We start from the raw sequence: 18607 nt of genomic DNA on the forward strand, positions 1-18607 counted from the left end.
TTAAAAATGCGAACTCAGCTCAGAGGCCGGGCAGGTCGAGAAAACAAGGCATTGTTGATCCGCTGGCCATACAGGCCCACCCCCAACCCTGAGACGATCAGCAGCACGGCGACGATTTTGCTGACTGTCAGGCTTTCGTTGAAAATCACCACCGAGCCGAGCATGCCGAAGATGGGAACCAGCAACGACAACGGCGCCACCGTGGAGACCGGATATTGCTTAAGCAGCGAGTTCCAGACCCAGTACCCGAACAACGTATTGGGGTAGACCTGAAACAAGATCGAAAGCACCGCTTGGTAGTCAAGCTGGCTTGCCAATGCCCTGTACCCGTCGGCGCCGTTGACCGCGTAGTCGAGTAGGAACAGCGGAATGGGGGAGAAAGCGCTGGACCAGACCAAAAAAGCGAACACTTGTGTCGTCTTGGCTTTTTTGTTGATGACGTTCGCCACGCTCCACGCCACGGCGCCGAATAGCACCAGCATCAGACCGGAAGCGGTCACTGAGCCATCGACGATGAAAATGATGCTCAACAGACCGCCGATCGCGATGGCGATGCCGGCGAATTGATAGCGGGTGATCGTTTCCTTGAACACCCAGGCCCCCAGCAGGATGGTGAAAAAAGCGCTGAACTGCAGCACCAGCGAGGCGATCCCGGCGGACAATCCGGACTTGATACCTAGATTCACAATCCCCCACAGACCAATGCCGAAGACCAGGCCATAGCCGATGATATAACGCCACTGAACGTCGGGTTTGCGGATAAAAAAAATGGCGGGGAGTGCGCAAAGCGTAAAACGGATCCCGGCCAGGATGAACGGGTCGACGGAGGTTAACCCCAGTTTTATGACTGAAAAGTTGACTCCCCAGATAGCGGTTATGAGGATCGCTAGGAGTAGATGGTGCACTTTCATAAAATCACTTTCCGGTGGGTCAGGGTATTAGGAACAGGGTAGGGATCGGGCGGTACCCAATCTTTTGACGGCATCAGTGCACTCAATCCAGGCGGCTGGCTTCACGCAATTGCACCTGACTGAATAAATCTTCCAGCCACGCTTGGGTCTGATCAGCGTTGGCGAATTTGACGATGCCGGACAACGGCGCTTCGTGTGCCGAATAGGTGACGTGACGGGGCAGATCGGCGCCAGGGCGAAGCGCATTCCACTGCACCACCGCGCAATGCTGGATAAAATCCTCGGCACCGCTCAGACCATGAAACGTCGCCTCCTGCTGGCAATGACCGGCATACACGAACCAGCCCAAGAACGGCCGCTCCTGGCTTCGCGCGGCGCGCTCGGACAAGATCTCCGTCCCCAGATGGATACGCAGTTCCTGTGATGGCAAGTGCACACCAGTCGCCATTTCGAAGGTAGCCACCACCTCAGCTCCGCCCACTCGGTTCCCCACCTCGAGAAACACCGGCTCATCGCCCTCCATGATCGCCTCAAGATGAAAGGAGCCATTGCGGATTTGCACTGCTGCCAGCGCCTGTTCGACCCATTGCCTGATGTTGGGCGTGACTTCAATCTGAAACGAGCCCAGGGGCTGACCATGTTCCATGTACCCATGGCAAGAACCGACATACTGGCTGGCAGTGATTTCGTAAAGTGCGCCGTCTTGAATCAGTCCGTCGAAATGGCGAACGGACCCCTCGATAAACTCCTCCACTTCAAAGGCATTCGCCAGTAACGTGCCGTCCGCGATGCGACGTTTCAGGGCTTGCGCCGCCTGCATCGCGCTCGCGTGTATCTCGACGCCGACACTGGAGGCGCCGCTGTGTGGCTTGACCACGGTTTTCCCGCTCCAGGGCAGTGCGGGCAGGTTCTGCAGAAAATCGGCAAGTGCTTGGTAACGAGGCACTCGCAAGCCGCTGGCGGCGACGGCGTCTTTCATCAACAGTTTGTTGCGGGTCAACAGGACTTGACTGACCGAGGCGCCGGGTATGGCGTAAGTGTCCCTGAGTCGCGCGGCGGCCAGCAGCTCGTACTCGGACAGGGAGATGACGCGATCGAAGTGCTGGGGGTGCTGTTCGAGCCAGGCCTGTACTTCTGCGAAGGAGTCCGCTTTACCTGGACGTACCACGGCAGTACAGCGCAAATCCTGCGGCAGCGTGGCGATGAGGGCTTGCTCGCCGATGTAGGTGACCTGGTGTTGGCTATGATCGATGCCGCGGTGATAGTCGATGCGCGCATAAGGAATACGGTGAAGGATAAGAATGTTCATAATTCTGCCTTAAAAACCCGATAGGGCAATGAAGTGCGGTAGGGCCGTTGGCTTGGCCGGTTGATAGATCAAGCCCCCAGCATGATTGTTTTGCGTTCGAGCGAGTCTTTCAGAACAATCAGCCACTGCTCGCGTAGCAGGGTTACCACGTCACGCATATCAACCCGCGAGGAGTGCAGGACGATGCAAACCTGCGCGGCGAAGTCATTGTTATCGCGGGGGATCTGTCGAATCTGGCGCGCCTCCAAACTCAGCCAGGTAAAATCATGGGCCACCAGTTCGGCGCAGCTCAGATCGAAGTAATTGGCGGTGGCCCACAGCGCGCGCGTCAAAGGGCGCACGTCGTTCGGGATGTCATACGGCGCGAAATCGATGTCCTGATGCACCCCCAGCATGACCGTGGCGGCGCTGCACACAGGGTCTGGCAGAGTCGCCGGTAGCGCCTCGCCAAATACGGAGTCGATCCAGTGTTCAAACAGATTCAAGCCATGGACATGCTGGGCTAGCGACCAGATTTTCATGCCACCCGGGCGGCGGTTCGGTTCGACGACGGCGGCGCGGGTGCCATCGTCGCTGAGTTTGATTTCATTGTGAAAAGGACCGTGCTGTTGACCAATCAACTGATTGACGTGGGCACCGGTCCTCAACAAGGTTTGGCGTTCGACAGCGGTCAGGCTGGCGGGCAGCACTTGCGCAACCTCAACCGGATAACGGCCGGCAACGCTGACCTTTTCAGTGATGAACGACAATCCACCCACACCGTCACAGGAGAACTCCCGGCGATAGGGTATGAGTTGTTCGGCGAGCACGCCGCTGCGCAGATAAGGACCGACTTCAAGCAATGCCGCGTCCAAATCGTCGCCCTCACGAATGACGACCACCCCCCGGTTGTTGCCTTCGCAGGTCGGTTTAACGACGAAACCAGCGGGGCAGTTTTTGGCAAATTGCACGAGGTCGTCACGCTCGCGGATCAAACGAAACTCGGGGACAAGCACGCCATCGGCTTCAAGCACCGCCCGTTGGCGTGCCTCATAACGACGGTAGACGAATTTGTCGAAGGCGGCCGAGGCCAATATTGCGTTGTCCACAGGCAGACCGAGCCGCTCCAACAGCGCCGCGCCATTGGCGACCGCGTTGTCGGAAAAGACCAGGCCCGCGCTTACGCGATGACGGTCTTCACCTAGCGCATCGAATGCTAGTTCGACGAAGCGCTCGGACGACGGATCGACATTGAACACGGCATCGCTAATCGTCAAGTCGATCGGTTGTGGCTTACTCCGAATCAGCCAGGTCAGCGCACCCCAGCGCGATTTTGCGTATTCCCGCATCTGAGAAACTTCGCCGATGCGGCTCAGGTTGTAATCAATAATCAGTAACACTGGCTGGCTGGATGGCATCTCGTCTTGACTCGTTCAGGCGTTGATCGGTTTCTTTTGCGCGGCGGCGAGCGTGGGTGCGCTCAGCGTTGCCTGGGGCGGCGCGGCGACGTAACGGATATCGAGCGCTTCGGTCGACAGGTGTGCGAGGGTCATCAGTTTTTGCCGGTGCTCTGCGCGAGGGAACTCCCACAGGAGCTGGCCTAGGAACACTTCTCGCGCCTGTGCCGGAACGTGGTCGCCCGCCTTAAGCAGGATATGGGTGATGACGGGCTGCAGGAGCAACGGCAGCACGCTGACATGTTCGAGCGTGCCCGGTTTGGCAAAGTACACCCGGAAAAAGGTCGCCATCGGGTGGGGTGACGTCCCTTCTCGGGTGTAGGCCAGTTGGCTGATGTTGTGGACCCACCTGTCGAGGGCGTCGCTTTGTTGCAGACCTGAGGCGAGCAGCAAGTCGATCCACAGTGACAACAGGGTCTGACCTTGCGTTTGCACACCGACACTTTGGGAGATGAGACTGCCGCCCACCCGAGGGTTGATTTCGATCAGGTCCCATTGTTCACCAGTGAAACGTGCCTCAATGTGAAAGCATCCCCAGTTGAGCTGGGCATGTTCCAGCACTTCGCCAACCCAGGCGATCCCTTGGGCGACGGCGGATTCATCGATGGAGACGGGCGGGCTGGTGCAACTGTTTTCCAAAACGGTATCGACCGACTCGGTGAGCTCGCATTTTTCGTGGATCGCGATGACATGCGCGCGGCCTTGGGCGACGATGACCTCGAAGCTGAACTCGCGTCCCTCAATGTAGTGCTCGGCCATGAAGGTGACTTCGCCATTAAAGGCGCTGGCATACACCAGGTCGTCGGCCGCTTCGCGGCGAATTTTTTCAAGCGTCGACCAGCACGTATCGGCTTGCAGCGTAAAGGTGCCGTAAGAGGCAATACCGAAAATGGGTTTGATAAAGTAGCGGAGATCATCCTGTTTCAAGCGTTCAAGGCTCGACGCATTCAGCGCAATGGCCCGGGCCTGCGAAAGTCCGGCATCGGCCAAATGATTTCGCATGGCCAACTTGTTACGCAAGGAAAGGCATTGCGTCCAGTCAAGGTCGTAGACGCCCAGGCGCTGATTGGCGTACGCCATTAAATGGCGATACCCCTCCCAGACGGAAATGCAAGCGATGACCCGCTCGCCCTGTGCTTGCAGCCTCTCCAGGAACGCGTCGATATCGGCGATCTGCAATTGGTGCGAACCCGTCACACGCAGGTGGTCAGCCCAACCACGGATTTGCTCCAAGCGGTACGGCGCATGTTCAGGATCCGGCAATGAGGACAATACGAAGCATTTAAGTTGGCGACGCGCCAATTCCACTTTAAGGTCGTCGAGAAATGAGTAACCGCAGTGGCTGAGTATCATCACTCCAAAATTCTTGTCATTCATTGCCGAGGCTTCCTTAGGCTGCCGCCACGTGTTTTTTAACGAGGGTGTCTTCGTGAAGTTCAGTGAAGTACAGTGCAAGTATCCGTTGATGTTCCGCCAAGTATCGCTTCAAGGCCTCGATATCCGTCGCATCCTTGAGCAGAAAACGCAGGGCGGCCCACACTTCGCCGGGGTGATCGTCATTAATATCGGTGTGCGAGTGAGACACTTGGCCGATAACATTTTTTTCACCCACTGAGGCTTTAAGTGCCTCGATTTTGCGTGGCTCAAGTTTAACGTTGACGTATTCGACCAGATAGGAATACGCCACCACGCCCAACGGACCTTCATGGTCCAACAAGTAAGAGAAAAAGCCGGTTAGCAATTTGGTGGATAAGTAAGGTTCGGTGGCAAGAAATGTGTCACGGCTTACACCGACCTGCTGAAGATCCTGAATGAACAGTTCGTCGTGAAGCATTTCTTCTTGTTCGTAATTGGCCCAGATCTGCGCAGCCTCAGGGTTGATCTTGGCGATCTCCGACAGGGTCTTGGCTTCTGCAACGCGCAGCAGGCGAATGCGCCAAGCGGTTTCGATGAGATGGCGCTTGTAATATTCACTATCTACATTTCTCCCCTCCAGGTGCGCCGCTGCCGGTACGGTCGCGTACCACTGTTCGATCTGATGATCAATGAGCTGGTCGATTTCGGCCCGCAACGTCACCGACTCAGAAGCACTCAAGAAGGGTAGGCGATTGCCATAACCAACATTTTTCACACGATTTAACATGATTAAACTCACAAGGTTCATTTAAGGTTGAATTACAGGGGTGGAACTGCTGCGGGATCTAAGCTCGCTTAACGGTGCGTGCCTTTGTTCTATCAGCGGATGACTTCAAGGGTGACGGCGCCCTTTAAACAACACTGACACGCCAGGCGATAGTCAGAGCCGGAATAACCCAGCATGTCGAGAAAGGTTTGCTCGTCATCGTCACGCAGCGTCAAGTTGTCGTGCCCTTCAATGACTTTAATGGTGCAGGCCCCACACGCACCTGTTCGGCAACCAAACGGAATAACGTTTTTCCCATTGGCTTCATATTCGATATCGGTCAGCGGTGCATTGGCGGAGAGTAGAAAACTGTGTTGAGCGGGTAAGACGGTCAATGTATACAGTGGCATGATGATGAATCCTGCGTCGACACTTTCCAAACACGTCAAGGTGCGTGGGAACGTTAGAAAGAAAACGATGAGTTTAAAGAGAGGGCGTTGAGTACTCGACGTTTCGCGAGCCTAGCCAGAACAACCAAGCGGCGACGCTGATGGAGGCGCCAAGCAGGCACACCGCTTGCCACCCCCCAAGCGCGTAGACTTGAGTCGCTGCGATGGCTCCCAGCGCACTACCCAGCGAGTAAAAGCACATGTAAGCGCCGACTAGGCGGCTTTGTGCATCGGGCCTAGCGGCGAATATCAGGCTTTGATTGGTGACATGCACGGCTTGAACAGCAAAGTCGAAGATGACAACGCCCAGAATGAGCGCAAGCAGCGAGGTTTCTGCAAAAGCCATGGGCAGCCAGGAAAATGCGAGCAGCGCAAGTGAAATCCCCGTCGTTCGCTGTCCGAGCCCCCGGTCTGCCCAGCGGCCGTCTCTCGATGCCGCGAGGGCGCCAGCAATGCCGGCCAGCCCGAATAGACCGATCTGCGTATGGGACAGCGCCAACGGAGGCGCGCTCAGGGGTAATACCATTGATGTCCAAAGAACGCTGAACGCCGCGAAGATCACCAGAGCGAAGACACTTCTGACCCGCAGCACTGGTTCAGTTTTAAACAGGTGGAAGACCGATGCCAGCAGGGCGCGATAAGAGCCTGCATGCCGCGGTAGGCTGGTGGCGGGAATGAGCTTGGACAGCACTGCCGCCAGGGCTAGCATCAACCCTGCCGAGACAAAGTAAACCGCGCGCCAGCCAGCCAGATCAGCAATAACGCCTGACACCAAACGTGCGAGCAGAATTCCCAGCACTATGCCGCTGGTAACGGCGCCCACTGCCTGTCCCCGCTGTGAAGGCGTTGCCAGCGCAGCGGCATAGACGACTACGACCTGAACGACGACAGCCAACAAGCCCACCAGCGTCGTGGCGCCGAGCAGGACAGACCAGTGCTGGGCAGACCCGACAATGGCCAGGGCCCCGGCGGATAACACGAGTTGGGTAAGAATAAGGACTTTGCGATTGATCAGGTCGCCTAGCGGGACGATGAAAAAAAGGCCGATGGCATAACCCAGTTGGCTCGCCGTCACGACGATGTCCACGAACCCCGTTTCGACAGCCAGGCTGTGCGCCATCGAGTTCAGCAACGGCTGGGCAAAATAGACGTTGGCCACCGCCAACGCGCACCCCACCGAAAATACCTGGATAGTGCTACGCGACAGGGGCGAGTCCGCTGCTGCCCGCGCGACAAGCGCGTCTTTAAAGTCCGTTTTTGAATTCATAAGCCTTACTGGCAAATTGGTTGCTTTTTACTACCAAGCTCGATTTTTATCAGGCCTGGTTTTTTTCCGCAACCTCATTTTGTCAAAGGCATATAATCGCGGGCGATTGACCTGCCCTTGATGAGGTGACCATTTTGGCTAAGCAACCGTCACTTGAAATCAGTGAATGCCCTGTTGCAAGGGCGATGGAGACGATCGGGGAGCGCTGGAGTCTCCTGATTATCCGCGATGCGCTCGATGACATCAGGCGCTTTAGCGACTTTCATAAAAGCTTGGGGCTCGCAAAAAACATTCTCTCGTCAAGGCTCAAACTGCTGGTCGAGATCGGGGTGTTTGAGGTGCATCCGGCCGCCGACGGCGGCGCCTATAAGGAATATATGTTGACGGAGCGGGGACGCTCGGTCTTTCCAATCGTGGTAGCACTGCGTCAATGGGGGGAACAACACCTGTTTGAGCCTGGAGAGGTACACTCGGTTTTGCTCGACAAAGCTTATGGTGAACCGGTCACGCTTATCGACGTCCGGTCCGCCCATGGCTCGGTCCTTCGCCCCGAGGATTGCTACCGGCGCCGCGAAGTCAAGCAACAACCGAATGAGCGAGCCCTGTAAAATATGCGTCCAGCCAACACACGGTCCTGCCCCTTCACCCAAGGTAATGGGGCCTGATCAAATCCAAGTGCGCCAGTCGTCCTCGCCACTTGACCAGACTGAGCCGCAACGCGAATCCCTGCGTCGGCCGATCGCTGAAAACACCCCGCGTTCGGCGTCGCGCGCTGCATACCGACCTCGAGCGCGCAAACAATCGATCTTCTCCAACCCAGAGCGAGGTGGAGCGACCGAAATCGCTTATCCCGCGGTACGCAAACATCGTCGACGTGTTGGATGCGCAGCGTCAGTTGGACACCTTGGTGCGTCATTGCAACAACACCCGCGACGCCTACATCCTCGACACTCTGCTGAAGCAACAGGCCGATGCGCTAAATCCAGGGGCTGCGCAGGACGCATACTGAGGCCGGCTACAACCCGGAAACCCCGACACAACCCGTATCGGTTGATCAACCACCCCAGGCCATCCAGCAACGATGCGTCGTGCCCCGATGGTTACGCACACCGACAAGCTCGCATCTGCTATTCGCTGCGTCGCGCAACAGCCGCTGCACCGCCAGTGTAAGCTCTTCGGCATCCTCCACTTCCTGCCGCGCTCCGGCGCTGCGCAATTGTGCCGCGGGATGTTGAACAGGTGTGGGCCGATCAGCACCGGTTTGGGCCAGTGCCGCCGGTTCCAGTGGGCCCCCCCGGGTAAATCACAGGTAAATCAACTCGACGGTGGCCGATCCATCCAAATCAATCGCAGTGTTGGTGTCCAGCGTGTTTCTTGGCGCAATTGTTGGCGTCACTGTCAAGTTGACGGATGCGCTGGTAATCGCCTCGGGTGCGTTGGTTCCATTATTGGTGGCATTAAGTGCATAGGTCGCGTTTTGTACGGGATAGGGGTTTAAATCCCCCCCCACTGAGGTACTCGCGATAGTCTGCCAGGTAGAACCGTCATTCAGCGTATATTTGACGTAGCCCGCTGCACCATTAACACTGGGATTTAATTGGTTGATTCTGTACCAACCAATCTTATTGCCTGCACCATCGGTGCCCAGCCCATACCGAATGGACGATGTGGTAGATGTTCCGCTTCTGTTGTCCTGTGCCCTATAGCCTACATAGGCCGGCGCTGTGCAGACAATGCTCATCGTCTGCGCAGCACTCTCGGGGAGTATGGTGTCTCCGGTTGGGTTCAAGGCGATTGTAGAACCGAAATCAAAATTTCCATCGGTGATGGCGAGGTCGCACGCTGGCGGGGTGATTTGGCCAGCAACGCTCATATCTGTCGAAGTGCCGGCAAAGGCCAAAGGCGTCAAAAGCATTAGCGGTATGAGTAGGAATTTGCTCATGGAGATGCTCTCAGGACGAAGTTAATAACACCGCTCTTCAACGCCATGGGTTAGTCTCGAGTTTAAGACTTGGCCAGCGGAAATTTTTGCCACATCCAAAAAACTACGCCTGACATTGGGATATTGCTGTAGGAAAACCCTCCACTTGCGACGAGAGAGAACAGGCCGCAAAAAGCATTCAACCCCGGCAGTCGCCCCCATGTCTTCGATAGCGCCAAACGCTCAAATGTCGCCGCTCGCTTCAGTGGCTTCAAATAGTCCTTGATGACTCCGTGCTGACGTCTATTCGCCTAGACTTAAAAATGCACCGTTTCTTCGTCTCACATCTGGGTGGCGCTGTGTACAGCTCGGCGTGCAGGTCTAAGCGGTGCAGGGTCGCATTCCGCCGCACCCGCCACGGTGTAGATTAACGCCTAGGAACGACGCAACGGGAGAGTGAAATGAAGCGGTTGACGTTCGTACTTGCAGGGCTAGTGTTGGCAGGGTGTGCAACCGAGGCTAAATATCAATATATGTTAAATGCCATGCAGGGCGCAGATGAATTGAGCTTGATTCGTCGCTGGGGACCACCGGATCAGGTCTACGAATCTCAGAGACACCGTTTTTTGGTCTATAGACACAACCAATCGACACTAATGCCAGGTGCCGAGCCAGTATATCAGACGACCCTTTCCGGAAATACGGCCTACACGCGCGGTTTTGGTGGCTATCCGCCGACAATTGTCACCTTATTTTGCGTAACGACTTTTGAAATCGCCGACGGAAAAATCGTCGGTTCTTCCTACCGTGGCAGCAACTGCACAGCCAACTGAGCGGGTAGGTAGCGCTTGGTAAAGAGAGCATTATTCAGCCCCCATCCAGATGCCGTACCCGATGGACTTCATGTTTTTGTGGCAATGCCATCCAGCCACAAGCCAACCAGCACGCGATGAGCCCATATGCGGCGCTTAACGGATCAGGTGCAGATTTACACTCCAGCGCGATTTCGTTCCGAATGTCCAGCAAGCGCGCTAGACAGCCGAGAGCTTGCGCTCGGACTCGGCGATATCACAAGGAAATCCGACCAAAAATCGATTCGAACAGAAAGATGGATTCCATCCAGGGACTATCGCGCGTTAACCCTCTCGCTCAAGCAGAGAAAGATTGATTTGATAATCCCTCGGTCTGGACGTTGGCCGCGTCTCAGTCAGAATACACTCTGAAATCAGGGGGCGGCAGTGTCCACCGCCCTCTGTCACGCGTCAAAGCGCGCCTGTCGAGGCGGACAACTTGATCCAGGTCGATTTGAGCTCGGTGTATTTATCGAACGAATGCAGGACCGATCACGACCGTTGCCTGAATGTTTGAACCCGCCGAACGGGGCTTTCATGTCCCCACGGGAATACTGATTCATCCACACCGAACCTGCGCGTATCGATTTGGCGACGCGGTGGGCTCCGGAGAGATCGCGGGTCCATACCGCGGCGGCCAGACCATAGGGGGTATCGTTGGCGATGGAAACGGCTTGTTCCGCCGTAGCGAAGGCGATGACCGATAACACCGTGCCGAATATTTCCGCCTGTGCAATGGTCATGGCATTGTCTACCCCGTCGAACAACGCCGGTTTCAGGTAACAACCGTGGACACTGGCGATACCGGTTTCTCCCCCCTGCACCAACCGCGCTCCTTGCCGTATGCCCGTGTCGATAAACCCTCGGACCTTTGCCAGGTGTTATTGATCAACCAGTGCGCCCAGCTGTGTCGCAGGATCAAGGGGATTAGATGGCGCCCATGGCTCCAGCGCTGCCTGCAAATACTCCATGAATTCTGCCTTGGCGCCACGCTCGATCAACAAACGGGAGCCGGCGACGCACACCTGTCCCTGATTGTAAGCAATCTCGGAGGCGGCGCTGACGGCGGCAGACTTAAGGTTCGGCGCATTGGCGAACACGATGTTGGGGCTTTTGCCGCCCGGCTCAGTCCATACGCGCTCCAGGTTGGAACCTCCCGAAGCAACCATCTGCGCGTTGGCAACTGCGGTCGAACCCGTGAAGGCGATGGCATCGACATCCATGTGAAGTGACAGCGCGCTGCCAGCTTCATGACCGTAGCCTGTTAAGACGTTAAACACACCGACTGGGATCCCGGCTTCCGATGCCACTTGCGCGATACTGATCGCCGTGAGTGGTGAGCGTTCCGAGGGTTTGAGGATGACCGAGTTACCGGTCGCCAGGGCTGGCCCGAGTCTCCAGTTCGCCATCAACAGAGGGAAATTCCAGGGCACTACGACCGCCACCACGCCCGCTGCCTCGCGGGTGATCAGGCTCGGTTGATCTTCCGGAGCCGATGCAATCTTGCCGTACACCTTGTCGAGCGCCTCTGCGCTCCAGCGAATCGCGTTAGCGGCACCGGGATGTCTACATTGATGGCGTTGGCAATCGGCTTGCCCATGTCCAGGGTTTCGAGTAGCGCCAGCTCGGCGGCGTGCTTCTCGATGAGATCCGCGAAAGCGATCAAAATCCTCTTTCGTTGGCCGGCGTCATGCACGACCACGTGCCGGCCTCGAACACTCTGCGCGTGGCTGCAACGGCTATGTTCACATCCGTGTCGTGCAGCGGGCAATCGATGCAATCATCCGACCGTCAACCGGACTCATCTTGTCAAAGATCTGCTCTTCTACAGCCTGACGATACTGACCATCGATAAAACAGTGGCCATTGACCGCCACCGACGCCGCCAATGTTGTCCATTGAGAAAAACTCTTCTGCAGCGTCATGTTTCCGCTCCTATATGCCTGAGATTGTGTCGAGCCATCGCGAACCGGTCCGACGTTAAGTTGCCCGATCAAACCGCCGCCAATATGCATACTAACGTTGTAAACCGACGTCCACTTGCGGTACCTGAGAGCAGTACTCGCACACTAGAACGGTGGCGCAACTATACCCACGGCGATTATCGTTTCATTGGAGGATCAATTCAGTCTTCGATGCTTGCAATATTCAATCAACGAAAAAACGTCTATCACGTTACTTTGGGGTGATGGCCCCGTACAGCACCGGTTGAGTTGTTTTTGCGTGATCTAACGGAACGGCTGACAATACTGCGCAGCCTCTCCTTAGCGTAGTCGGCATGGCATCTGCCAGAAAGTGCACGCGGTTTAATTAGGCATTTTAAGCGCGTCACCATTTTTGAACGTATACACGTCGGGAATCCATTCGTAGTGAACTTTGTCCAGATTTAACGTAGCGAGTAACTTATCCGCCTCCAAGAGCGAATTATGGTCGAATTTGGTGGTATATAACACAGCCTGGCCAGCCTCAATTTCAGTCGACGCTGAAATCTCCAAGGTCTTTACCGGTGCCCCAGTCGTATCCTTGATAACCAGCGAGCCCTTAAAGCCCGACAGTTCACTTTCGCTGTTATTTTTGATAACCAATTCAATATCAATATAGTCGGAATAGATTTTTTTCTTATAATTTTTTTTCTGTAACTTTAAAGAGACCAGGTTCGCCGTCAGTGTGGAGTTCATGATATCCAGGGCTTCGGCTTTCTGCTTACTGATGTCCTCCAGAATGGCTTGCTGCTTGGCTTCATTATCCTTTAGGGCTTGCTGCTGGGCCGCCTCAGCCTCGTGAATTGCTTTTTGCTTTGCAGCTTCTTCATCCTTAATGGCTTGCTGCTGGGCTGCTTCAGCGTCCTGTACCGCAAGCCATTCTTGCTGGGCTTTAATCGCCTGGCCAATATTTATGGCGCTCCCGTCGTATTTGCCGAGCGCTTGATCCATCGCTGTGCGAATCAAATAGCCTTTCAGCAGATTTCGGTCCGCTTCGCTGAGGGCTTGAACGGCTCTTTTCGCCTTGTAGGAATCGACAATATCCAACACGCTATTTGGCGTGGGCAAGGAAACACTCTGCGGATCCTGATCCGGATCGCAGCAAGCCGTCAACGCGAGGCACAGCAAAGTAACGATTAAAGATTTTAGTTTCACGATCTGATCCTTTATTTCACATGCGCCCGTGCTGGCAGGACATTTCGAGGCATGCAGAGTCTTGGGTTCTGTAGCGGGTTCCAACTACGTTGGTAATTGTCTGGGTGGTGCAACAGCACGATAAAGCACCCAAAGTTATTGACCGCAACGATTCTACTGGGTAGGCGGCAGACGATCGAATTGAAACGATGGCTTAATGCAAGATTACGACTGCTTCAATAAGTTGGCGTTGATGCGTCGCAGAATCTCTAGGCGATTCACCGGTACTTCCCGCGGGGCCTGAGTGCCGATCCGCACTTGCGTCCCGTCAATACTAAGTACGGTAATGGTTATATCATTACCGATATGAATACTCTCGCCGATCTTGCGAGTCAAAATAAGCATAAGGTTTACCTTTCTGGGTTGGTTGCCCATTCCACCTTGCTCAAACGTGTAGCGCTAAGCATAAAACTTTGAGTTCAGTCGGGAGAGCGCATAATTCACGCCTTCGAACACGACGTCTGTAGGTAAATCCTTAAACACATCGATATCAGTCCTTGGCGCCTGGCAAGCGTCAAATGCAAAAAACCGCCGCCCGGGGGAGTTGCGGCAGATTGACCATTACTCGTGGACAGGCTGCTTCCCCCCGACAAACACACGGGACTTAAAAGTGCGCCTGTAGATGGCGACGGATCGATGGTGTAGGCATACACCCTCACTAGGAACAACGTGAGCAAACCAACACCTTACCGGAGGGGGAAACCCCGTAAGGGACTGTAGCATGGTGTGAAAAGTCCCAAAAAGGTTAGTATCCACTACCTTGGAGGGGCCGGTATAATGGATATGGTAAGAGCTACACTGCCCGAATCCTCAGAGAGCGACTTACTCGTGTCGGTGGGGAAAGGATACTGAGACCCCAACCCTTGGAGATGGAAGGTAAGATTTTAAGACCTCCCATGGTTCCTCTACCAAGGCTCAACCCCCGCGAGGGGAAAATGGCGAAAGGGATACCTAAGTCCAGTGCAACGTTCCGTCGTTAACGCAGGGATGACCTAAGTCGCGTGAGCGATATGGTTACGGAGTAATCGTAGTAGAGTGAAGCCTCGGTGGTGAAATTGGTAGATACATGGCACTTAAAATGCCCCGCTCTACGAGTGTGCCGGTTCGAGTCCGGCCCGAGGCACCATTACTCCCCTAATCGGGAGGGGGATAATCGCCCGTGAGGGTGATCTTCTCAGAAGGGTTACAGGCAAGCGTCACCAAGTCTAAAAATGGTTGAGTTGGATGGCTCATGAAGATCATTGAAAGGCTTGCGACTCTAAGAAAGTTGAACCGCAATCCGAAATGGGTTAACGACAACATCTTCAGATTGGTGTGCTCACCGCAGATGGCTGTTCTGGCCTATGAGCGGATCAAATCTAAACCAGGTAATATGACGGCGGGTGACGATGGCGTCACGCAACGGCCACGGGTATCGGCCGCATGTCGCAGCAGCAGGGCTTTCCGCCGATCACTCAGGAACCACTGGAAACGGGCGGCAAGGCCCCGCAGCGTGATGACTTCAACGGTGCGTTTAATCTGCTTTCCGAGCACACCGTGCACCTGCAGGCGGGTGGCCAGTACCTGTACAACCCGGCGTTGACCTACAACCTTGGCAATATCATCGCGCTCGACGACGGCTTGACCCTGGTCCAGTCGTTGATCGATGACAATCTCGACAATCCGAACGTGGGACTTGGCCTGACGTGGCGTGCGACCGACGCCGCGGAACTCAATCGCGCCTGGGCTCGGCGATATGCCGGTGCCGGAATCGTCGTGGGTGTTAATACGGTGTTGTCCGCTGCTCAGGTTGGCAGCTGGGTGAGCATCGAGGCCGTTGTGGTGACCACGCTGCCAGCCATCGCGGATGTTCCCGTGGGCAGCACCTTTGTCCTGCGCAATATGTCATCGGCCTCGGGCGCCACCGTGAACTCGCTGGGCGGCAATGTCGGCGGGGTCATCAACTTCAGCCTCGCGCCGAACGAAATCGTTGAGCTTTCCGCCGATCCATCGAAGGGGTGGTGGGTAACCTCTCGCTCACAAGCTGTTACCGCCGCAACCAGTGTGCCAATCGGCATCCCGCTGCCTTACCCATTGTCCGTCCCGCCCAGTGGTTTCTTGCTGATGGTCGGGCAGGCGTTCAATCCGGCGCTTTTTCCGCTTTTAGCATTGGTCTACCCGGCCAACGTTTTGCCCGACATGCGAGGCGAGTTGGTTCGTGGCTGGGATAACGGTCGCGGAGTAGATCCTTCACGAGGTTTGTTGAGCCCGCAAGCGGGAATGCTTGAAAACCATCTTCATGGCTTGCCGGCCGGGTCAAACGACTCGACGGGCACCGGGTGGAATCAGGCATCCCCTGGCAACAGCGGTGGCGCCAATACGCCCTCGTACTTCTACAACAGCTTGCCAACTGGTGGAACGGAAACCCGGCCGCGAAATCTTGCCTTTAACTTTATCTGCAGGGCTGTGTAACGACTGAATTTATTGAGGGGTTCGCCACCCAAAGCGGCGACGTGCTGGTGTATCTGTTCGACCAGGACAACGGCGAGCTGCTCGGCAAGTCCCTGGTGCATGTCAGCGAAGGGTGTGGCCTTGCCCCGGGCCAGACCCTGAGCGTTCCGCCACGCGCAAAAAAGGGCTACGCCATCGCACAAGTCCGCGGTCAATGGCAGCTTCTGGAGGACTGTCGGGGTATGACCTATCGAACCCAAGACGGCAGCCCCGTGACCCATCTGGAATTCGGCCCTCTGCCGGATGATTTGACGACAGTGTCCCGACCGAGCCCGCATCACTGCTGGGATGGTAACGAATGGGTGCTGGATGCGGTGGCACTAGCCGGTGTCGAGCGAGAAAAAGCGATCGCGCAGGCCGAGGCGTTTTTGAAATCGACTGACTGGTACATCATCCGCCAGCAGGAGACTGGCGAGGTCATCCCGGCGCCGGTATTGAGCGGCCGCAAGGATGCACGTGATTCGATTTCGGCAGGACGGGAACAGCGCCATGTCTGACATTACCTATCGCAGTAATCTGACTCGTGATCTGACCCCTAATGAGGTCGACGCGAACTTCCGCGCGCTGGACGATACCAAGACCGAGACGACGGTCACTGATGCGCTGGCCCAGGCCGTAAATTTGCTCGAGGTATCGCAAGCGCAATTTACCCAGGAGCTGGCGACACAAGGGGCCGCGATTGCCGCAACTGAGGGTGATGTCCTTGGCTTGACCGGTCGAATGGACGCCGTGGAAACGGATATCAACGATCTGGAGGTTCAAGCGAGTGCCACAGAACAGGCGCTCCAGCTGCACGAGATTGACCATCAAAATCCACACCAGGTGACGGCGCAGCAAGCCGGCGCGGATGCCGTCGGTACCGCTGCGGCGGTGATGCAGTCACACCTTGCCGCGCTGGACCCTCATCCGCAGTACTTAATAACGGCGGAAGGCGATGCGCGCTACGACGCGCTGGGTTCGGCCGCCGCCGCTCAAGGCAGTGCCAATGCTGTCAGCATCGATGGGCTTGCGGCAGTTATGGATGGTGGGTTGGACGGCTTCTTGCTCAAGATCACCGGCACGCCTGGAAATGAGCAGATCGTCGCCGTGCCGGCGAGTAACGTGGCCACCCCCACCCAGGTGGCCAAACGCTGGTTCTCGGTGGCCACCGAAGTGATAGGCCCGGCCACTTACAACCTGGGCGCCGACGTCGAGCCGGTCGGTCTGAGCACAACGAAAACCAATACGGTCAATACGGCCAACACCGAAAACCTGATCGCCGAATTCGTCTCCAACGCGACAACGAGCGGTTTCACCGTCGATCCTGGCTTGTGGTCGTTCAAGCTGTGGGATCGAGCTTCGAACGCCGGCAATGAACTGCGCATCAAGATCTTCATCCTCAACCAGGTGACGTTCGCGCGCACGCAAGTGGGCATCACGCACATTTACCCGCTGGACAATGTCATTGATGAGTTTGACACCTACGAGCTGAGCGTTGCGGCGCCAGTGATCATTGCACCAGGTCAACGGCTGTTGTTTGCGCTGTACAGCTTTTCCACGGCCAACAATCGCACCGTCACCATCAGTTTCGGCGGCGCCGATCGGCAACCTACCTGGAGCTGCCATTGGCGGCAGCACACAACAGCTTGGCTGGGCTGCAGGGCGGAGGCGGCACCGAGCGCTACCACTTAACCGCCGCGGAGCGGGGCGCCGTTCAGGCGATGGTCGGGGCAGCGTATGTAGTCGCGGCAGGCGCGAATCCGGATGGCCAGTGTCGTCAGTGGTCGGACGGCAAGATCGAGCAGTGGGGCGTTTATCTGGTGGGGGACATGGCCAGCAATAGCAACGCCTCCATAACCATACCGTTGCCGATCGCTTACCCGGACGAGAGCTTTCAGTCGCTGATGAGCATCGAAATGACCACGGGCAACCAGATCTCTGTTTACCGTGCCGGCGGCGATCCAGACCCCAGCCGCATTGCCATCAACATCAACAATACGGGCATCGCCGCAACGGTCGTCAAAGTCCATTGGAGGACCATCAGCGTATGAGCCGCTTGATTGATCCGCGATGTTCTAACCATTTGCTCACAGCTGAATATGAGGCGCTTCATGGCTGAATTGAATAGTGCCGCCGCCATTGGTGCATCCGCCGTCACTGGGCTGGGACTGGCCGCGTTCCCGGGGATTGATGTCGGAGCCGTGGTCGGTGGTTTTGCTGGCGCCCTGTTTTTCGTGGTGTTTGCCGGCGACAAGTCTTTTAAAGCCAGTATGGGTTACCTGATGTCCAGCTGGATCGCCGGGTACTTCTTTGCCGTTGAAATCACTTCGCGGGGTCTGGCGATCAATTCCGGCCTGAGCGCCCTGGCTGGCTCGATGGTGTTCGTCATTGCTGCCACCGGCTTTCTGGAGTGGATGAGGGGCGGGCAGCCGCCGTTTTGGTTTCGCTTTATTCCAGGGTTTAAGGGGAAAAAAGATGATTGAAGCAATGACATGGGTCACTGCGATTGTATGCGCCGCCATGTGCTTAAGGCTGATGGCTTTTCGACGAACCAACGCCAGGTACCGACTGGGCATTTCGCTGATGGCCTGGGTGCTCGCCGCTGCTACATCTATGGTTACCCCCTTTTCTGCAATACTGTTTTTGATGCGTGTTTGGCTTGCTTTCATCTATCCGGCGTCTGAGTGGGGTTATGG

General features: G+C 56.2%; 19 protein-coding genes, 1 tRNA gene and 2 pseudogenes. 10 read left to right on the forward strand and 12 right to left on the reverse strand.

Annotated features, from left to right (window positions below; all coding sequences use genetic code 11):
- Positions 1–14: 14 nt before the first annotated feature.
- The 7 genes from ACIPL2_RS33180 to ACIPL2_RS33210 all read right to left on the reverse strand — a co-directional run bounded on the left by ACIPL2_RS33180 (position 15) and on the right by ACIPL2_RS33210 (position 7494).
- A complete protein-coding gene (locus ACIPL2_RS33180; RefSeq protein WP_401364492.1) occupies positions 15–911 on the reverse strand; it encodes an EamA family transporter in 897 nt (298 codons plus the stop codon).
- Between the two features lie 82 nt (positions 912–993).
- Complete coding sequence (locus ACIPL2_RS33185) at positions 994–2220, reverse strand: acetyl-CoA carboxylase biotin carboxylase subunit family protein (RefSeq protein ID WP_401364495.1); 1227 nt, start codon at positions 2218–2220, stop codon at positions 994–996.
- A gap of 68 nt (positions 2221–2288) precedes the next feature.
- On the reverse strand, positions 2289–3617 hold the full coding sequence (locus tag ACIPL2_RS33190; protein ID WP_401364498.1) for an acetyl-CoA carboxylase biotin carboxylase subunit family protein: 1329 nt from the start codon (positions 3615–3617) through the stop codon (positions 2289–2291).
- 15 nt (positions 3618–3632) lie between these two features.
- The gene (locus ACIPL2_RS33195; RefSeq protein WP_401364501.1) at positions 3633–5033 is read right to left on the reverse strand and encodes an acetyl-CoA carboxylase biotin carboxylase subunit family protein; all 1401 of its coding nucleotides are present in this window, start codon (positions 5031–5033) and stop codon (positions 3633–3635) included.
- Positions 5034–5046: 13 nt separating this feature from the next.
- On the reverse strand, positions 5047–5799 hold the full coding sequence (locus ACIPL2_RS33200) for a hypothetical protein (protein WP_401364504.1): 753 nt from the start codon (positions 5797–5799) through the stop codon (positions 5047–5049).
- A 92-nt stretch (positions 5800–5891) separates the two neighbouring features.
- Positions 5892–6188 (reverse strand): 2Fe-2S iron-sulfur cluster-binding protein, encoded by a 297-nt coding sequence (locus tag ACIPL2_RS33205; protein WP_401364507.1) that lies wholly within the window; start codon positions 6186–6188, stop codon positions 5892–5894.
- Between the two features lie 73 nt (positions 6189–6261).
- Positions 6262–7494 carry an MFS transporter gene (locus ACIPL2_RS33210; RefSeq protein ID WP_401364510.1) on the reverse strand — a complete coding sequence of 411 codons (1233 nt, stop codon included), beginning with the start codon at positions 7492–7494 and terminating at the stop codon, positions 6262–6264.
- Between the two features lie 134 nt (positions 7495–7628).
- Here ACIPL2_RS33210 and ACIPL2_RS33215 point away from each other — a divergent pair, with 134 nt between their 5' ends.
- The gene (locus ACIPL2_RS33215) at positions 7629–8102 is read left to right on the forward strand and encodes a winged helix-turn-helix transcriptional regulator (protein WP_401364513.1); all 474 of its coding nucleotides are present in this window, start codon (positions 7629–7631) and stop codon (positions 8100–8102) included.
- 89 nt (positions 8103–8191) lie between these two features.
- Positions 8192–8503: a hypothetical protein gene (locus ACIPL2_RS33220; protein WP_401364516.1), complete on the forward strand. Its 312-nt coding sequence runs from the start codon at positions 8192–8194 to the stop codon at positions 8501–8503.
- A gap of 37 nt (positions 8504–8540) precedes the next feature.
- On the opposite strand, the pseudogene ACIPL2_RS33225 reads toward ACIPL2_RS33220, so the two are convergent.
- Both ACIPL2_RS33225 and ACIPL2_RS33230 read right to left on the reverse strand, forming a co-directional pair.
- Positions 8541–8779 (reverse strand): annotated as a pseudogene (locus tag ACIPL2_RS33225) (3-deoxy-D-manno-octulosonic acid transferase); the annotation flags it as partial.
- An 18-nt stretch (positions 8780–8797) separates the two neighbouring features.
- Entirely contained in the window at positions 8798–9436 is a 639-nt protein-coding gene (locus tag ACIPL2_RS33230; RefSeq protein ID WP_401364519.1) for a DUF1120 domain-containing protein, read from the reverse strand.
- A gap of 440 nt (positions 9437–9876) precedes the next feature.
- On the opposite strand from ACIPL2_RS33230, the gene ACIPL2_RS33235 reads away from it, so the two are divergent.
- Positions 9877–10248, forward strand: a complete 372-nt coding sequence (locus ACIPL2_RS33235; protein WP_401364522.1) for a hypothetical protein — start codon at positions 9877–9879, stop codon at positions 10246–10248.
- Between the two features lie 429 nt (positions 10249–10677).
- On the opposite strand, the pseudogene ACIPL2_RS33240 reads toward ACIPL2_RS33235, so the two are convergent.
- The 3 genes and pseudogenes from ACIPL2_RS33240 to csrA all read right to left on the reverse strand — a co-directional run bounded on the left by ACIPL2_RS33240 (position 10678) and on the right by csrA (position 13787).
- A pseudogene (locus tag ACIPL2_RS33240) lies at positions 10678–12191 on the reverse strand (aldehyde dehydrogenase).
- A 381-nt stretch (positions 12192–12572) separates the two neighbouring features.
- Positions 12573–13403, reverse strand: a complete 831-nt coding sequence (locus ACIPL2_RS33245) for a hypothetical protein (RefSeq protein WP_401364525.1) — start codon at positions 13401–13403, stop codon at positions 12573–12575.
- 204 nt (positions 13404–13607) lie between these two features.
- A complete protein-coding gene (gene csrA, locus ACIPL2_RS33250; RefSeq protein WP_401364528.1) occupies positions 13608–13787 on the reverse strand; it encodes a carbon storage regulator CsrA in 180 nt (59 codons plus the stop codon).
- A 695-nt stretch (positions 13788–14482) separates the two neighbouring features.
- Between csrA and ACIPL2_RS33255 the strand changes: the two genes are divergently transcribed.
- The 7 genes from ACIPL2_RS33255 to ACIPL2_RS33285 all read left to right on the forward strand — a co-directional run.
- Positions 14483–14568: transfer RNA gene (locus ACIPL2_RS33255), tRNA-Leu, on the forward strand.
- Positions 14569–14864: 296 nt separating this feature from the next.
- Positions 14865–15893, forward strand: a complete 1029-nt coding sequence (locus tag ACIPL2_RS33260; RefSeq protein WP_401364531.1) for a phage tail protein — start codon at positions 14865–14867, stop codon at positions 15891–15893.
- Positions 15894–15934: 41 nt separating this feature from the next.
- Positions 15935–16429 carry a hypothetical protein gene (locus ACIPL2_RS33265; RefSeq protein WP_401364534.1) on the forward strand — a complete coding sequence of 165 codons (495 nt, stop codon included), beginning with the start codon at positions 15935–15937 and terminating at the stop codon, positions 16427–16429.
- A complete protein-coding gene (locus ACIPL2_RS33270) occupies positions 16422–17603 on the forward strand; it encodes a hypothetical protein (RefSeq protein WP_401364537.1) in 1182 nt (393 codons plus the stop codon). The genes ACIPL2_RS33265 and ACIPL2_RS33270 overlap by 8 nt, the downstream gene beginning before the upstream one ends.
- Positions 17537–17962, forward strand: coding sequence for a hypothetical protein (locus tag ACIPL2_RS33275; protein WP_401364540.1), 426 nt, complete (start codon positions 17537–17539; stop codon positions 17960–17962). Before ACIPL2_RS33270 ends, ACIPL2_RS33275 begins: the two co-directional genes overlap by 67 nt.
- Before the next feature lie 60 nt (positions 17963–18022).
- On the forward strand, positions 18023–18394 hold the full coding sequence (locus tag ACIPL2_RS33280) for a putative holin (protein WP_401364543.1): 372 nt from the start codon (positions 18023–18025) through the stop codon (positions 18392–18394).
- Positions 18387–18607 (forward strand): phage holin family protein (locus ACIPL2_RS33285; protein ID WP_401364546.1); only part of this gene is annotated, 221 nt, incomplete at its 3' end. The genes ACIPL2_RS33280 and ACIPL2_RS33285, both read left to right, overlap by 8 nt.

This window comes from Pseudomonas sp. NPDC086251 (genome assembly GCF_044746405.1).
Lineage (GTDB): Bacteria > Pseudomonadota > Gammaproteobacteria > Pseudomonadales > Pseudomonadaceae > Aquipseudomonas.

Coding starts and splice junctions, on each gene's coding strand:
- csrA (WP_401364528.1), bottom strand. CDS start 13,787: ATGCTTATTTTGACTCGCAAGATCGGCGAGAGTATTCATATCGGTAAT.
- ACIPL2_RS33260 (WP_401364531.1), top strand. CDS start 14,865: ATGTCGCAGCAGCAGGGCTTTCCGCCGATCACTCAGGAACCACTGGAA.
- ACIPL2_RS33180 (WP_401364492.1), bottom strand. CDS start 911: ATGAAAGTGCACCATCTACTCCTAGCGATCCTCATAACCGCTATCTGG.
- ACIPL2_RS33230 (WP_401364519.1), bottom strand. CDS start 9,436: ATGAGCAAATTCCTACTCATACCGCTAATGCTTTTGACGCCTTTGGCC.
- ACIPL2_RS33210 (WP_401364510.1), bottom strand. CDS start 7,494: ATGAATTCAAAAACGGACTTTAAAGACGCGCTTGTCGCGCGGGCAGCA.
- ACIPL2_RS33270 (WP_401364537.1), top strand. CDS start 16,422: ATGTCTGACATTACCTATCGCAGTAATCTGACTCGTGATCTGACCCCT.
- ACIPL2_RS33280 (WP_401364543.1), top strand. CDS start 18,023: ATGGCTGAATTGAATAGTGCCGCCGCCATTGGTGCATCCGCCGTCACT.
- ACIPL2_RS33200 (WP_401364504.1), bottom strand. CDS start 5,799: ATGTTAAATCGTGTGAAAAATGTTGGTTATGGCAATCGCCTACCCTTC.
- ACIPL2_RS33205 (WP_401364507.1), bottom strand. CDS start 6,188: ATGCCACTGTATACATTGACCGTCTTACCCGCTCAACACAGTTTTCTA.
- ACIPL2_RS33190 (WP_401364498.1), bottom strand. CDS start 3,617: ATGCCATCCAGCCAGCCAGTGTTACTGATTATTGATTACAACCTGAGC.
- ACIPL2_RS33195 (WP_401364501.1), bottom strand. CDS start 5,033: ATGAATGACAAGAATTTTGGAGTGATGATACTCAGCCACTGCGGTTAC.
- ACIPL2_RS33185 (WP_401364495.1), bottom strand. CDS start 2,220: ATGAACATTCTTATCCTTCACCGTATTCCTTATGCGCGCATCGACTAT.
- ACIPL2_RS33235 (WP_401364522.1), top strand. CDS start 9,877: ATGAAGCGGTTGACGTTCGTACTTGCAGGGCTAGTGTTGGCAGGGTGT.